The following is a 13,464-nucleotide window of genomic DNA, read 5'->3' on the forward strand; positions in this document are numbered from 1 at the left end:
CTATTTCCCGGCAGATCATCGAGATTTCTCGCTTCTCGATGACCCCGACAATCAGGGCCGGATCTGTGACCAGACTTTCTGTGCGCAGTGCCGACCTTGCCAACCTGAGTACTCAGATGATGAACACTCCGGGGTCTCCGACCTCGTAGGTTGCTGTCCACTTCTGCTGTCCGGGAGCGTGGTAGTGGCCGGTGCGGGCGTCGACTCGGATGGCGTGCTCTCCGGTCTCGGCGCATTTCTCCTGCACTTTGGTGACGATGTAGTTGTGTCGGCGGTTGGCGTCGAGGTTGGTAGGCACGATGACGTCGAGACTCCGTTGATCCATGCAGAACAGGGTAGAACGGGTCGGAGCGATGATGTCCTTCTGACATGATCTCCGCTATGCCATCAATTCGGTCGGTGCCCAGGTTTTCCGACTTGAGCTTGGGCCTACGCATCCTGACGTTCGTAATCATCTTCGTCGCTGGTTGTTCCGTCGGCTGGTTGGTCGACGGCAATTGGACCGCTGAGTGGGTATCGGCGTCGGGCACCTGGCTCGGCGCTCTTGGCACAATCGGCGCGATCATGTTCGCAGCCCACACCTTTAACCACCAACAGGGAAGTGCGCAGTTGGCCGCACAGAAAGAGAGGGAGCGAGAAGATCTCCTCGCCAGTCAGGTGGAGGTCTCGTGCACCCCCGCGAGCAACACAGCGACGACTGTCGGTGAGCTCGATTTTACTGTGAAGAATGTGTCAGCTGTAGGGGTAGTTCTGGAGAGCTACACGGTCGATGGGGTAGAGCTTGAGCCCGACGGTGAACTCCCGGTGCAGATTCGTGCTGGCTCGCCATGGAACAAGCGCCGCAGGGTGAAGATCGAAATGTCGGCTGACGACATTCGAGCGCGCACGCTGGGCGGTCGCGAATGCACTTTTCGGTACAGCATCAACGGCATTGAGTGGTCGAGAGTGGTTGGTCAGCCCCCAGTTCGTGCCTAACCCGTGGCGACAAAAAGCAGGGTTGGCCATCTCAAGATGCCACCACCCTTTACACGGTCAACCGTGAGAAGGGTACGGACCAGATCGGCTCTCAGTCGTTCAGGTCGCGCGCTAGACGAATGATTCTCTGAGCCATGTTCTTTATCTGTTGATCGTCGGACTTCGCCACGATCCGTCGAGCCAGGCTCGCTATGTCGTCAACATCGCGAGCCTTGGTCTGACTGGTCCATGTGCCGTTGCGCAATTCCATCCCGTCGCCCATGCGGACACCGTACTTGGTCACAACGTCTGTCACGCGCCCGATTCTGCGCGCCGAGCCGCCAGGTTGCTGACGCCGACAACCTAGTGCACCTTGGCTTGATGGACACACCATGGATGACGATTCAAGAGGCGCGCACCTACGCACGTTGCGGCCGGCAGCAGATGTACCGCGCGCTCCACACGGGTGAACTCGTTGGCACACAGCGCAAGCGGCCGCAGGGAACGTGGCGGATTCATCGCGACGATCTCGACACGTGGATGCGGGGGAGTAACCCCGAGCAGTCGCCGATGAAGCTCAAGCGCGTCACCCCCGAGCCGCGTCGGCTGCGATACCGGTGATCGAAAAACCCCTCACCGTCCAGGATGTGGCGGAGCTAATTCCGCACACCGCCGACTGGGTTCGGGATGCCGCGAACAGTGGTGCGCTCGAGTCCCTCCCGCGCGGCGGACGCCGGCACATGTTTCTCGAGGAGCACGTTCAGGACTGGATCAATAGGGGTGCACCGAAGTGGCCTGCCGAGTCGCGATGACTCATCGAATATTCATCGTTATTGAGACAGATCCAACGGGATACGTTCGGATCCGCCGGGCAAACGGGATCGCGATATCGATTGCGCTGCAACGCCGTATCGAAATTCTCAGGCGCTAACGGGACGCCACTACCGCTAGTCCATTGGTCGCGGGTTCGAGCCCCGCCCGCCCCACCACGAGCCGGCTGTCGAAATGTGCGAGCCATCAAGGACAGCGGTTGTCCTCGATTGTGGGGACACTGAAGCGATGTGGAACCAGAGCGAGGCATTACCGGGTCGAGTCGATCGCGCGAGCGCATGACTGCGTCGGAATCGCCGTCGCCCGCGTCAGCCCATCCCCCGACGTGGAAGTTCGACTACCCGATCATCCATGCCGAAACGCGGGCGCAGTGGCGATCCTGGTTGTCGCACAATCACAGCTCGACCCGAGGCGTCTGGCTCTGTTCATGGCGGACCGGCACCGACCGACCCCGTTGCCCATATCCCGCGGCTGTCGAGGAAGCCATCTGTTTCGGTTGGATCGACTCCACCAGCAGCATTCTCGACGAGGCCCGCGGCCTGCAGCTGTTCACACCGCGCAGACCCAAGAGCCCCTGGACCAAACTCAACCGAGAACGCGCAGCCGATATGGAAGAACGCGGCCTCATGACCGACGCAGGTCGCCACGCCATTGCTGCCGCGCAGTCGAACGGGTGGTGGACAATCTCCGATCCGGTCGAGAACCTCGAAGAACCGCTCGAGTTGAAGACGGCACTCGACCGTGACCCAGACGCTCGTAACAACTGGGACGACTTCCCTCCCAGCGCCCGTAAACAGATGCTGTGGTGGATTGTCAGCGCCGTTCGAGACGACACTCGTGCAGGTCGAATAGATCAGATCGTGGCCGACGCCGCGATCGGTCGACGTGCCCGCGGCTGACTGGAGCCGTTTCGCGAGCGCCGATCAAATCCCTACCACCTTGCGATACAAAGCCGACCAATACACCAGCAGTGCAGCAGCAGTGGCCCCGAACCACAGCCACGTCAGGAATGCCGCCACCACGCCGGTGACGAAGAATCCCAGCACGAGTGCCACCACCCAGCCGAGTAGGTAGGCGAGGATCGTGGTGACCGCCGCGGCGGTACAGCGCCACGGGGATTGCTTCACGGTGTGTAGTGCAGCGCGCAGAGGGTTTCGGCGACCGTCCACTGCCGCTGGAAGTATCAGCAGCGCAATGACTATGACGACAGCCGGGAGCAGGGGGAAGAGACTTGCGAGCGCAACGGCCGCCCCGGTCAGCACCACGCACCACGCCAGTACCCGCGGTCGTCGCCACGTCCGGCTCAGTGCACCCGACGCGTTGCCGTCCACCACATCGAGTGCCGTCGAGGCGGTGAACCACAGCGCACACACCACCGTTGCGGCGGAAACGACGACCAGCGCAGCGAATCCGAGGGACGACGTCGGAGCCGGATCCCCCACCACGGTCAGCGCCTGAATCAGAGCCGAGACGATCGCCACCGATGCGAGCAGCAGCACCTCTTTCACGGCGCACCGACCGTCGAATTGCGGTCGAGTACGTCCTGCACCGAACCCGAGTAGAGAACGGTTGCGCCGACCTTCACTTCGACGGTACTGGCATCGTCGGACGTGGCCGTACCGTTAATCGTCTCGTTACCGGTTGTCGTCCCGGCACATTCGATGTCCGCCCCGGTGCCCGAGCATACGGGCGCAACCAGGATCTCGATTCCTTGCTCGAACAGAACGTCGTTCACCGCGTAGCGGAGATTCCCGAGTTCGGCTCCCCCGACCGGCGCGAGCGCGGCGGTCTGCGAGCACCCCGCGCAGGCCAGCACTGCCGCCACCGTGAAGAGCTGTCTACGAACACCGTTCATCGTCCCTGCCTCGTCTCGTACGCAATCAGTCTGGCGTGCTCGTCGAGGTGTTGCTGTTCCAGAGCAGCGTCGGTGATGGCGCTCAGGTCGAACGGCGCGGGCAGGAGGAGTTCGGTGTTGCGGTCGAGGCGCGAACCTCGTCGCATCAGCGGATTCTCGGCCCAGTCGTTCGCAGCCAACTCACGACTATGCGAGACGAGGTCCAGGTAGCTGCCGCTGTTCCCGGGCGTGATCGGCGACGCGTGATCGAGCACGGTCGTGAACAGCGACAATGTCCCGTCTCTGTTGTCGACGATCTCCACCACCTGCTGTTGCTGCGGAAAGTCGATGCACGACGCGGTGGTGATCTCCCAGAACCCTCGTCCGTCTCGCGAATGCGCCAGGATCTGATTCTGGTGGGTGTGACCGTTGAGCCAACCGATCACCACAGGATATTTCAGAAGCAGATCGATGAATTCGTCTGCGCCGTACAGCTTCACCGACTGTCCCGGCCGCTGTGCACGGTTCTCCAGGGTCAGGCTGTTGTGGTGGGTGTAGATCAGGACGAGCTTGCGTTCGGCCTGCGCCTTCTCCAATTGCTGGGTGAGCCAGTCGAACTGGTCCTCGGGCACCGCACCGTCGGGCCCGGCGACGGCGTTGCAGGTGTCGAGTCCGAACGTGCGAACGTTCGGAGTCGGGTCCGCCGCCCACCAGGTTTCACCCGAGTCGAGGTTGTGCTGGGTGAAACCGTGCCCGATCGGCCCTGGGGTGGGAGTCGTCTCGAAGTGCTCCTGCATGAACTCACGCTGCTCGAAGAGGTACCGAGCCGGATCTGCCGACACTGCTCGAAACCCGGGCCGGGCACCGGATCCGACCCCGAGCGCATCGACCATCCTCTGCAGCGGACTACCTGTCGATGCGTACCCGGCCAATGCCGAGGTGGCCGTCGCTTCGAGTGTGTATGCCTTGCGTCCGCCGACCGCGAGGGCATGCAGCTGAGAGGAGAGATCGAACGTGCCGAGCAACAACGTGTCGTGATTGCCGTAGACGGAATACCACGGGACGGGTAGCCCCACCGATTCGACGGTCCCCGACATCGCCTGCGTCAACAGATCGGGAAGCGTCGGAAATCCGTAGTCCCCGAACGACCCTCCCGACGGATCGCTCGGCCGATACGCCCACTGCGCCTCGGGCCACGCTTGCACGCCCTCGAAGACGTCGGATGCGCCACTCGTAGGCCGGACCGCGACGCCGTCGAGAACGTCTATGTACCAACGAAATTCGAGATGAGAATGCATGTCGGCGCTGTCACCGGTGACAACCGCGGCTCCCATGGGAGCGCCGGTGACCGAACTGATTCGTGCATCCGCAAATGCCTTCACCATCGCGGCGGTGACGTGCACGGTCAGCGGATCCTGCGGATGGAAGGCCGAGCCCCACGCTGCATGGTCGGAGACGATCATGGGCTCGATCCGGCCGGGCGATTGCGCATCGATGACATGCATGTCCGACAGGTGCCCCAAGTAGAGCAACGAGCGTCTGGCCTGCACCCGAGACGCGCTGGGTGCCCGCCCGAGGATGTCGAGGCGAGGGACGTAGGGCTCCCCCGGCCCCGCAGCGAGCACCCGGTACCGACCGGGGCCGGTCGACGATCTCAGGATGGTCTGCGCCAGCGTTCCGCCCGACATCGGTCTCTCCTGACGCCGGCTGCGCCCGAGCGACAAGGACGTGGCCCAGAACCTGCGGTGCGATTCCCCATGCCGCGGCGAGGGTGCCCACCCGAGTGACGAATTGACGACGCGACAGACCGCCATGGAACTCCCCGAATCCGAGAACCGCACCACATGCGCCTCGCATCCGACGAGGTGAATGCCTATTTTTACAGGGAAAACCGCGGACTGGTTGGAATTCGAGCCTTCATGGCACCACTGTGACCGGCCAGCGGCCCGCCTTGACCAGTCGCACTGCCACAGATCCCGCCAATCGGTGCCCGGCGCGTTCGGAGGCCCCCACCACGACGGCGTCGGTGCGGAGTCCATCGGCAACCGCGACGAGTCCGTTATAAGGATCACCTTGCGCAGTGCGGAATTCCCAGCGAACCTGCTCTCGCTCCCCGAAGCGGGCCACTGAGGTTCTGATGTAGTCGAGGAGTTCGTCGGCGATCTGTCGGCCCGTTTCCACCATCGAGATCCCCGCCTGGCCCCACGACGCGGTGGCGATGGGCTGCACGTAGACCAGCACCAGAAGCGATTGTTGCCTACGGGCCAGTCCTCCGGCGTATGCGGCGGCCCGCCAGGACGAATCCGAGCCGTCGACGCCCACCACGATGGACTTCGGGCCGTCGTGGCCGTACTCGAACCCCGTAGATTCCTGCGCATTGCTCACGACATGAGGCTACTGCCAGCCCATTGGTGCAGGGACCCCGGCGCAGGGCGGTACGGTTGATGTGCTGCGCAACCGGTTTGTCCGGCATGCGCCACACGACGGGAGAAGCAATGACCGACGACGAACAGTTCGACGCTCCGTCGACCGACCCGGCAACTGTATTCGCCGCTCTGGCCGACATCGTGTATCGCGGCAGTAGCGCAGAAGAGGTCTACACCGCTATCTGCAACGCCGCGACGATGGTTGTCCCTCACTGCGATCACGCGAGTCTCATGTTGTTGCGCCACGGAAAGGCCGTCACCGTCGCGGCCTCGGATGACGTGGCACGCGTCGTCGACGACATCGAACGCGCCACAGGTCAGGGACCGTGCTTGGATGCGCTGACCACCGAGGCCGTCCAACTCGAGCCGGATTTCAGCAGCCCCACCCAGTGGCCCGCAATGGCTCGGGGTGTCCTGAACCGCACGCCGGTCCGGGGAGCGATGGGGTTCCGCCTCAAGGTCGACGAGCAGAAGGTGGGTGCTCTCAACCTGTTCACCGACACCGCAGGTGCCTTCGATGCCGACACCGCCGACAAAGCCGTCATCCTGACTGCATTCACTTCTGTGACGGTAGGGGCGATGCTGAACGGCCAAGAGGCATCGACCTTGCGCGACGGCCTCGAGAGTAACCGTGAGATCGGCAAGGCGATCGGCCTCATCATGGCGCTGCACAAAGTATCCGACGAAGAAGCGTTCGCACTGCTCCGCAAATCGTCGCAGGATCTCAATGTCAAGATCGCCGATCTCGCATCGACGGTCGTCCAGCGGCACGGCAAGGGCCTGTCGAGCTGAACGAGCCGAGATCAGTGACCGCTCTGCACCTTCTTCGGTAGAGCGAACACCAACGCCAACGCAACGACGCTGAACGCGGCACTGACGGCCATGGCCATTGCGGCACCGTGCAGGAAGCCGGATCCCACGGTATCGGGGCCGGTGATGGTGAGTGAGCCGAACAGCACACTACCGATGACTGCGATACCGATTGCGGAGCCGACGCGCTGCATCGTCGAGATGACGCCGCTCGCGGCCCCTGCGTCGTCGCGGTCGACGGTTGCGACGATGAACTGCGCGTTGGGAGCGATGAACGCGCCGTTGCCCAAGCCCGCGATGAACAGCGGGACCAGCAGAGTCCAATGGGAGATGGTGTCGGCGGAACTGGTCGCCAAGATGATCCACAGCCAGATCAAGCCGATCGACACCAGCGATGCGCCGAGGATCAGTACGGTGCGGCCGAGTCGGATCGTGAGCTTGTTGCTCTGCGAGGACGCGATGATGCTGCCGATCGCGAACGGTATCGAGACCAACCCGGACGAGAGGGCCGTATTGCCGAGCCCGGTCTGCCACAACAACGAGATGGTGAAGAAGATGCTGGTGAACGCTGCGAAGTACACCAGCGCGAGAATCACACCGCCGGTGAATGCCGGTCGGGTGAACAGTCGCGGCGGCACGAGCGGATTGTGTCCACGACCGCTGTGGATCACCTCCCACCAGCCGAACACTGCAATCAGGCCCACGCCTGCAGCAATGGTCACGTAGGTCCACAACGGCCACCCGAGCTCCTGGCCTTCGATCAGCGGTACGAGCAGCGCGATGAGGCCGGCGGAGATCAGCACCAACCCGAGCCAGTCGATGCCCGGCCTTGCAGTCGGCTCGGATTCATCCTTCTTCGGCAGCAGAACCGCCGCCGCGATCAGACCGACGATTCCGATCGGCAGGTTGACCCAGAAGACCAACCGCCAGCCGTTCTCCTCACCGAATGCCTGGATGATCAACCCGCCGACGATCGGCCCCAACGCAGTCGACACTCCGATGACCGCACCCATGATCGCAAATGCCTTGCCGCGCACAGGGCCTGGAAACAGCAGTTGAATGAACGCTGTGACAGCGGGCACGAACATTCCGCCTGCCAGACCCTGAACCACTCGGGCAACCACCAACTGCAGATCGTCCTGAGCGAGTCCGCAGGCAAAGCTGGCCACCGTGAACAGAGCGAGACCGGTGAAGAACACCCACTTGTGCCCGATCCGATCCCCGACCTTGCCCGCCGGAATCAGGGCGAGACCGAACGCGAGCGCGTAGCCCGAGATGATCCACGACAAAACGGATTCCGATGCCTCCAGCGTCGTGCTGATCGTCGGCAATGCGACGTTGACGATGGTGGTGTCGAGCAGGGCCATGAACATGCCGAGCAACAGAACCACCAGGGCTTGCCAGGCGCGCTTGGGTACCTCGATCGCCGGTGGGGTCGCTGACGCAATACCGTCGGTCACTGCACTGCCCTTCGTAGTAGTCGCTGAGCAGTATCGACCGAACGGTCTGGTATTGCTAGCCGATCATTGCGGACGCGGCGAACATCCAGGACAGGCCGGTGGCCAGAGCCACGAACCCCGAGGCCACGATTCGACCTGCCCACTGACCTTCCAGCAGAGCCGTTTCCACGCGAGCCGTGTCGGCGTCGGTCGTCTCCATCGGTGTCATGTTCCACTTCCCACCCTGCATCCGCGGCCGTCGTTTCCGGCCGCCGGATACCCCTGGATTCGCCGCCGAAACTAGCGCGACTCCACAAAGGCCTCCACCGCGTCGAGAAATGGGTGCTGCGCGGCCAGCAGCTTTGTCCTCGCCAGTGGCACCGGAAACCATTCGATGCGGTCTACCTCGGGAAACGATTGCATCTTCCCGGATTTCGGCGGCCACTCGATCTCGAATGTGTTGCTCATCGCAGTGGAGACATCGAGGTCGGACTCGATCGCGAACGCGGTGACGATCTTCCCGCCGCGCTGTGTGACGGTGCCGAGCTCGATGGGGTTGCCCGCAGGCACCTCGATGCCGACTTCCTCTCGGAATTCACGCTGAGCCGCCGCCCACGGGTCTTCGGCCTCGGTGAACTCCCCCTTCACTATCGACCACGCACCGTCGTCCTTCCGCACCCAGAACGGGCCGCCGGGATGGGCGATCAGGACCTCCACCACGTCGGCGTTCACACGAAACAGCAGAATGCCCGCGCTCTTGTTGACCATGTGATGAGCGTGCCATCAATTCGGTTGCTCACCGTCATCCCGCATTACCATTCGAGCAGGCCCGCACGGTTCGCCCCTTGGGCATCGACACCGATTTTCGGTGAATTGCCGTCTTTTGACTCGGAGAGTGCCGCGAAAGCGGGTACCAGCTATTGTCTACCGATGCAAGAGCGCGCAGAATCGACCAGGCAGGCCGTACTCGTGGGAGCCGCATCGAGCTTCGACAAGTTCGGCTACGGCACAGCCAGTCTGAGCACCATCATCGCCAACGCCGGCGTCAGCAAAGGTGCGATGTACTTCCACTTCTCGTCGAAGGAAGATCTGGCGCAGGCCGTGATCGAGGCACAGATGGCTCTTGCCACCGCTGCCACCGTCACCATCATCGAAAGCACACCGAAGGCCATCGATGCCCTGATCCTGATCACCAAGGAGTTGGCGCGTCAGCTGCAGACCGACCCCATCGCACGTGGCGGCATGCGGTTGACGTTGGAATCGACGACGGCTCAGAATCCGAATGCGCAATCGTTCGACGACTGGATCGGAATGATCGCGAAGTTGACCGAGCGCGCCCGGACCGAAGGCGACATCGTCGACGACGTGGACACGGCCGCACTCGCCAGGATGATCGTCGCATCGTTCACGGGAGTTCAGACCGTCTCGGAGATGCTCACCGGACGCGCCGACCTCCAGCTTCGGATGACCGAGATGTGGCACCTGTTGCTACCGTCGATCGCCCCTCGCCGGCGACTGGCCCGGATTCGAGCGGTCGCCGACGCACCGCTCATCGACTGGAACGATCGCTGAGCGGCAGCCACGGTTCGGGTGTCGCCGTGACGGACATCGCCGAGAGCACGACCCCGTCGTGCTCGAACTGAATGCGGTGAATGCCGTCGGTCGTGTCGCTGTCGACGATGACCGTGCACGGGTTGGCCCATTCGGCGAACCCCAAGAACCTGACCTCCAGGGACGTGAGATCCAGTCCCACGCAACCGGTGGCCAAACGCAACGCCTGACGGGCGGCTTCGAGCATGGTGACGCCCGGTAGGTATTCCACCGAATGATCGAACATCGCCAGGTTTCGCGGATCCGGAGCAACCACGAGCGTCCCGTCCGACGTATGACGAGCCAGTACTACATCGGAGGGGTCGAGACGGCCGACTCCGGCCGGTTCCACCACCTCGGTTCCGGCGGGAAGGTACCGGAAGTGTGGGTCGGCCATCGTCGGCTTGCGGACCTTGGAGTAGACGTCCGGTCCGATGGGACGCACGGACGCCGTTCCAGAGGCGACGACCTGACCGCGGTTGAGCAGTCGAGCCGACAGCTTCAGGTTGTCCAGCGACTCGTCCTCGAATGTCCGGTCGGTCGTGATCGACTCGGCGACAAGCGAATCGTCGATGTTGTCGACCGACAGAAGGTCGAGAATGTCGAACCGGAAGTGCTCGATGTAGACCACGTGATCGAGCGGGACGTCGTGTTCGACGTGACAGAACAGGCTCACCGCCTGCCGTAGCGCCTCGGCGATCATCAACGAATCGTGGGTGCGACGTACCGGCACGAACATGCGATGCGACGTCGGCAGCTGTACTGCCGCACGATGCGTACCGTCGACCGTCTCGTAGTCGGTCAACAGCACGTCCGCCGGAGAGCGCCGATGCACGAGCTGACGTGGAACGGTGGATGCGTAACTCAAACTCACTTCAATGCCCCTTAGAACCCGACCGATCCGGCTTTTTTCGAGCACTTCCGAGCGTCCCGGACCGCACGAACAGTATGTCGCGAGACACCGACAAAACTGGCATCGGTCGGCCTGATTCATTCGATCGATATACAGAAGATTCGGTCACGATCTGATAGCTGTCCGGGACTCTCGGTACCACATGTGCGGTACGTTCTCGCCGACCGATCCCGTCACGGGCGAGCGACCCCTGATAGCAAAAATCCCCGTCCGGACAAGCCGGACGGGGACTGCGCTCCCCCACCTGGACTCGAACCAGGAACCCTTCGATTAACAGTCGAATGCTCTGCCAATTGAGCTATGGGGGATTACCTCGCGGCGTCACACTCTCGTGCGAGCCGTTGGAAACAATAGCGCACACCCCCTTGTGAGTACCAAATCGGGCCCACGCAAGCACCGAAGGAGGGTCCGCCGAGTACCGAATCGCCCTGCTCGAGGTTCGTCGGGCAAGATGGAAGAACGGCCGCACGCTCTACGGAAGGACCCACTGATGATTCGTTTGGTACTGGCGGCTGGAGCTGCATATGTACTGGGAGCCAAGGCCGGACGGGGCCGCTACGAGCAGATTCGCAAGACGGCCAGCGCCGTCGCGTCGAGCCCGGCCACCAAGAAGGCCATCGAGGTCGGCCGTCAGAAGTTGTCCGACTCTCTGAACACGCAGCCGAGACTCGAGCCGATGAAGCCGGTCGACGACGAAGACCAGGTTTTCGTCCCGCGCGATCAGCTGCGGCGCTAACCGACCTCGGCGACGCTTCCCACGGCGAGTTCGAGCAGGCTGCGGCGGTACTGCTCGAGGGCGATGAGATCACCGAACAGGGCGTTGTAGTCGTCCGGCTTCTCCGCAGGCGACATGCGCTGCAGCTTGGACTTCAGTTCGGCGACCTGTTGGCCCACCCACACCTCTTGAAGCCGGGCGAGCACACCGGAGATGTAGCGCGTGAGAGCGTCGTCGGCCACGCGCATCGGGTCGACGGCCAACTCCGTCACCAACGACACCACCACGGCGTCCTTGGCCTGCTTGGCCACCGCGTCGACCCACTCCCCACCGCCCAGGCCCGCGGCAGTGCCGCCGGCCGCGGCCACGGCATCACGCACCGCGGCGTACGCCGGATGGTGAAAGCTCTCGGGCGGGAGCGAATCGAAGACGGTGCCGGCGACCGCGGGCATCTGCAGCACCGCTTTGAGGGCCTCTCGTTGCGGCCACAGCGTCGGATCGGTGGGGTTCGGACGCGGCGGCCCGGCCGGGGCTTCCGTCGGCGCTGCCTGACGCTTCTCGAAGGGCACGCGTTTACCGCTCGTGTCGCCTCGCGCACCCTTCTTCGCCTCGTCGCGCACGCGGGCGAGCACCATCGCAGTGTCGTCCCAGCCGGTCCACCCGGCGAGCTGTCTGGCGTACTCGTCCCGCAGTGAGGCGTCCTTGATTCGCGCGACCACCGGAACAGTGCGCTTGAGCGCTTCGACGCGCCCCTCGGGCGTGTCCAGATCATGCTCTCGTAGCAGCGATTTGACGACGAAGGCAAACATCGGGGTTCGCCGGGCCACGAGATCGCGAACCGCGTTGTCACCGGATTTCAGGCGCAGGTCGCACGGGTCCATTCCGTCGGGTGCGACGGCGACGAAGGTCTGCCCGGCGATCTTCTGATCCCCCTCGAACGCCTTCATGGCCGCGGCCTGGCCGGCGTCGTCACCGTCGAAGGTGTAGATCACCTCACCGCGAAAGTAGCTGTCGTCCATCATCAGTCGGCGCAGCATCGCGAGGTGGTCTTCGCCGAACGCGGTGCCACAGGACGCCACCGCGGTCTTGACGCCGGCCAGGTGCATTGCCATGACGTCGGTGTACCCCTCGACGATGACGGCCTGATGCGACTTCGCGATCTCCTTGCGCGCGAGATCCAGCCCGAACAACACCTGAGACTTCTTGTACAGCATGGTTTCCGGGGTGTTGATGTACTTTCCGGGCATCGTGTCGTCGTCGAACAGCTTGCGTGCGCCGAAGCCGATGACGTCGCCGCTCTGACTGCGAATCGGCCACACCAACCGGCGCCGGAATCGGTCGATGGGTGTGCCGCGCTTGCCCGGGGTTGCCAGGCCGGCGTCGACTATCTCCTTGGCTTCGAAGCCCTTGCCCAGCAGATGTTTGGTGAGGGTGTCCCAGCCGTCGGGTGCGTATCCACAGCCGTAGGCCAGCGCGGCGTGGCCGTCGAAGTTGCGTTCGGTCAGGTAGTCCCGGGCGGCCTGGGCATCGGGCCCGCTGAGCCGACCGGCGTAGAACTCCTGAGCCGCCGCGTTCGCGGCGATCAAGCGCGCTCGGGTCCCGCGGTCACGTTGGACCGATGGCCCTCCGCCCTCGTAGGAGATCGAGTAGTTCAGCCGATCGGCGAGTTGCTCGACGGCCTCGACGAACGAAATGTGCTCGATCTTCTGGAGGAAGGAGTAGGCATCACCACCTTCGCCGCAGCCGAAGCAGTGATAGTGGCCGTGATTGGGCCGAACATGGAACGACGGGGACTTCTCGTCGTGGAAGGGGCACAACCCCTTCATGGAGTCGCCGCCCGCGCGCTTGAGCGAGACGTAGTCGCCGACTATGTCTTCGATCCGTGTGCGTTCGCGAATGGCGGCAATGTCACGTTCAGGAATTCGGCCGGCCACGACTGGAGTCTAGCGTCG

17 protein-coding genes and 1 tRNA gene are annotated in these 13,464 nt (G+C 63.3%); 6 read left to right on the forward strand and 12 right to left on the reverse strand.

What is annotated here, in order from left to right; genetic code table 11:
• Positions 1-112: 112 nt before the first annotated feature.
• Positions 113-325 (reverse strand): hypothetical protein, encoded by a 213-nt coding sequence (locus tag K414_RS0119505; protein ID WP_027497466.1) that lies wholly within the window; start codon positions 323-325, stop codon positions 113-115.
• Between the two features lie 44 nt (positions 326-369).
• Here K414_RS0119505 and K414_RS0119510 point away from each other — a divergent pair, with 44 nt between their 5' ends.
• Positions 370-975, forward strand: coding sequence for a hypothetical protein (locus K414_RS0119510; protein WP_027497467.1), 606 nt, complete (start codon positions 370-372; stop codon positions 973-975).
• A gap of 91 nt (positions 976-1,066) precedes the next feature.
• Here K414_RS0119510 and K414_RS0119515 read toward each other — a convergent pair whose 3' ends face one another.
• The gene (locus tag K414_RS0119515) at positions 1,067-1,270 is read right to left on the reverse strand and encodes a hypothetical protein (protein WP_027497468.1); all 204 of its coding nucleotides are present in this window, start codon (positions 1,268-1,270) and stop codon (positions 1,067-1,069) included.
• A gap of 80 nt (positions 1,271-1,350) precedes the next feature.
• Here K414_RS0119515 and K414_RS27455 point away from each other — a divergent pair, with 80 nt between their 5' ends.
• Both K414_RS27455 and K414_RS0119530 read left to right on the forward strand, forming a co-directional pair.
• Positions 1,351-1,575, forward strand: coding sequence for a helix-turn-helix domain-containing protein (locus K414_RS27455; protein ID WP_237606230.1), 225 nt, complete (start codon positions 1,351-1,353; stop codon positions 1,573-1,575).
• A 488-nt stretch (positions 1,576-2,063) separates the two neighbouring features.
• On the forward strand, positions 2,064-2,684 hold the full coding sequence (locus K414_RS0119530) for a YdeI/OmpD-associated family protein (RefSeq protein WP_027497470.1): 621 nt from the start codon (positions 2,064-2,066) through the stop codon (positions 2,682-2,684).
• Between the two features lie 24 nt (positions 2,685-2,708).
• Here K414_RS0119530 and K414_RS0119535 read toward each other — a convergent pair whose 3' ends face one another.
• The 4 genes from K414_RS0119535 to K414_RS0119550 form a co-directional block, all read right to left on the reverse strand.
• Positions 2,709-3,293 (reverse strand): EI24 domain-containing protein, encoded by a 585-nt coding sequence (locus K414_RS0119535; RefSeq protein WP_027497471.1) that lies wholly within the window; start codon positions 3,291-3,293, stop codon positions 2,709-2,711.
• On the reverse strand, positions 3,290-3,640 hold the full coding sequence (locus tag K414_RS0119540; protein ID WP_027497472.1) for a hypothetical protein: 351 nt from the start codon (positions 3,638-3,640) through the stop codon (positions 3,290-3,292). Before K414_RS0119540 ends, K414_RS0119535 begins: the two co-directional genes overlap by 4 nt.
• The gene (locus K414_RS27460) at positions 3,637-5,307 is read right to left on the reverse strand and encodes a TIGR03767 family metallophosphoesterase (protein ID WP_051365180.1); all 1,671 of its coding nucleotides are present in this window, start codon (positions 5,305-5,307) and stop codon (positions 3,637-3,639) included. The genes K414_RS0119540 and K414_RS27460 overlap by 4 nt, the downstream gene beginning before the upstream one ends.
• A gap of 229 nt (positions 5,308-5,536) precedes the next feature.
• Positions 5,537-6,004 (reverse strand): universal stress protein, encoded by a 468-nt coding sequence (locus K414_RS0119550; protein ID WP_027497473.1) that lies wholly within the window; start codon positions 6,002-6,004, stop codon positions 5,537-5,539.
• A 110-nt stretch (positions 6,005-6,114) separates the two neighbouring features.
• Here K414_RS0119550 and K414_RS0119555 point away from each other — a divergent pair, with 110 nt between their 5' ends.
• A complete protein-coding gene (locus tag K414_RS0119555) occupies positions 6,115-6,837 on the forward strand; it encodes a GAF and ANTAR domain-containing protein (protein ID WP_027497474.1) in 723 nt (240 codons plus the stop codon).
• Positions 6,838-6,848: 11 nt separating this feature from the next.
• Here the strand turns inward: K414_RS0119555 and K414_RS0119560 are convergent, their stop codons facing one another.
• The 3 genes from K414_RS0119560 to K414_RS0119570 all read right to left on the reverse strand — a co-directional run bounded on the left by K414_RS0119560 (position 6,849) and on the right by K414_RS0119570 (position 9,062).
• Positions 6,849-8,315: an MFS transporter gene (locus K414_RS0119560; RefSeq protein ID WP_027497475.1), complete on the reverse strand. Its 1,467-nt coding sequence runs from the start codon at positions 8,313-8,315 to the stop codon at positions 6,849-6,851.
• A gap of 55 nt (positions 8,316-8,370) precedes the next feature.
• A complete protein-coding gene (locus tag K414_RS29195) occupies positions 8,371-8,514 on the reverse strand; it encodes a hypothetical protein (RefSeq protein WP_161631816.1) in 144 nt (47 codons plus the stop codon).
• 80 nt (positions 8,515-8,594) lie between these two features.
• Positions 8,595-9,062, reverse strand: a complete 468-nt coding sequence (locus K414_RS0119570) for an NUDIX domain-containing protein (RefSeq protein ID WP_027497476.1) — start codon at positions 9,060-9,062, stop codon at positions 8,595-8,597.
• 162 nt (positions 9,063-9,224) lie between these two features.
• Here K414_RS0119570 and K414_RS0119575 point away from each other — a divergent pair, with 162 nt between their 5' ends.
• The gene (locus K414_RS0119575) at positions 9,225-9,866 is read left to right on the forward strand and encodes a ScbR family autoregulator-binding transcription factor (RefSeq protein WP_027497477.1); all 642 of its coding nucleotides are present in this window, start codon (positions 9,225-9,227) and stop codon (positions 9,864-9,866) included.
• On the opposite strand, the gene K414_RS0119580 is transcribed toward K414_RS0119575, so the two are convergent.
• Positions 9,844-10,758 (reverse strand): AfsA-related hotdog domain-containing protein, encoded by a 915-nt coding sequence (locus K414_RS0119580; RefSeq protein WP_027497478.1) that lies wholly within the window; start codon positions 10,756-10,758, stop codon positions 9,844-9,846. The genes K414_RS0119575 and K414_RS0119580 overlap by 23 nt on opposite strands.
• 274 nt (positions 10,759-11,032) lie before the next feature.
• Positions 11,033-11,105 (reverse strand) — tRNA-Asn (locus tag K414_RS0119585).
• A gap of 182 nt (positions 11,106-11,287) precedes the next feature.
• Here K414_RS0119585 and K414_RS0119590 point away from each other — a divergent pair.
• Positions 11,288-11,533, forward strand: a complete 246-nt coding sequence (locus tag K414_RS0119590) for a hypothetical protein (protein WP_027497479.1) — start codon at positions 11,288-11,290, stop codon at positions 11,531-11,533.
• Here the strand turns inward: K414_RS0119590 and dnaG are convergent.
• Positions 11,530-13,446, reverse strand: coding sequence for a DNA primase (dnaG, locus tag K414_RS0119595; protein WP_027497480.1), 1,917 nt, complete (start codon positions 13,444-13,446; stop codon positions 11,530-11,532). The two genes, K414_RS0119590 and dnaG, sit on opposite strands and share 4 nt — an antisense overlap.
• Between the last annotated feature and the right edge of the window lie 18 nt (positions 13,447-13,464).

This window comes from Rhodococcus sp. JG-3 (assembly GCF_000482405.1).
Classification (GTDB): domain Bacteria; phylum Actinomycetota; class Actinomycetes; order Mycobacteriales; family Mycobacteriaceae; genus Rhodococcoides; species Rhodococcoides fascians.

Coding starts and splice junctions, on each gene's coding strand:
- K414_RS0119505 (WP_027497466.1), bottom strand. CDS start 325: ATGGATCAACGGAGTCTCGACGTCATCGTGCCTACCAACCTCGACGCC.
- K414_RS0119510 (WP_027497467.1), top strand. CDS start 370: ATGATCTCCGCTATGCCATCAATTCGGTCGGTGCCCAGGTTTTCCGAC.
- K414_RS27455 (WP_237606230.1), top strand. CDS start 1,351: ATGACGATTCAAGAGGCGCGCACCTACGCACGTTGCGGCCGGCAGCAG.
- K414_RS0119530 (WP_027497470.1), top strand. CDS start 2,064: ATGACTGCGTCGGAATCGCCGTCGCCCGCGTCAGCCCATCCCCCGACG.
- K414_RS0119540 (WP_027497472.1), bottom strand. CDS start 3,640: ATGAACGGTGTTCGTAGACAGCTCTTCACGGTGGCGGCAGTGCTGGCC.
- K414_RS27460 (WP_051365180.1), bottom strand. CDS start 5,307: ATGTCGGGCGGAACGCTGGCGCAGACCATCCTGAGATCGTCGACCGGC.
- K414_RS0119555 (WP_027497474.1), top strand. CDS start 6,115: ATGACCGACGACGAACAGTTCGACGCTCCGTCGACCGACCCGGCAACT.
- K414_RS29195 (WP_161631816.1), bottom strand. CDS start 8,514: ATGGAGACGACCGACGCCGACACGGCTCGCGTGGAAACGGCTCTGCTG.
- K414_RS0119570 (WP_027497476.1), bottom strand. CDS start 9,062: ATGGTCAACAAGAGCGCGGGCATTCTGCTGTTTCGTGTGAACGCCGAC.
- K414_RS0119575 (WP_027497477.1), top strand. CDS start 9,225: ATGCAAGAGCGCGCAGAATCGACCAGGCAGGCCGTACTCGTGGGAGCC.
- K414_RS0119590 (WP_027497479.1), top strand. CDS start 11,288: ATGATTCGTTTGGTACTGGCGGCTGGAGCTGCATATGTACTGGGAGCC.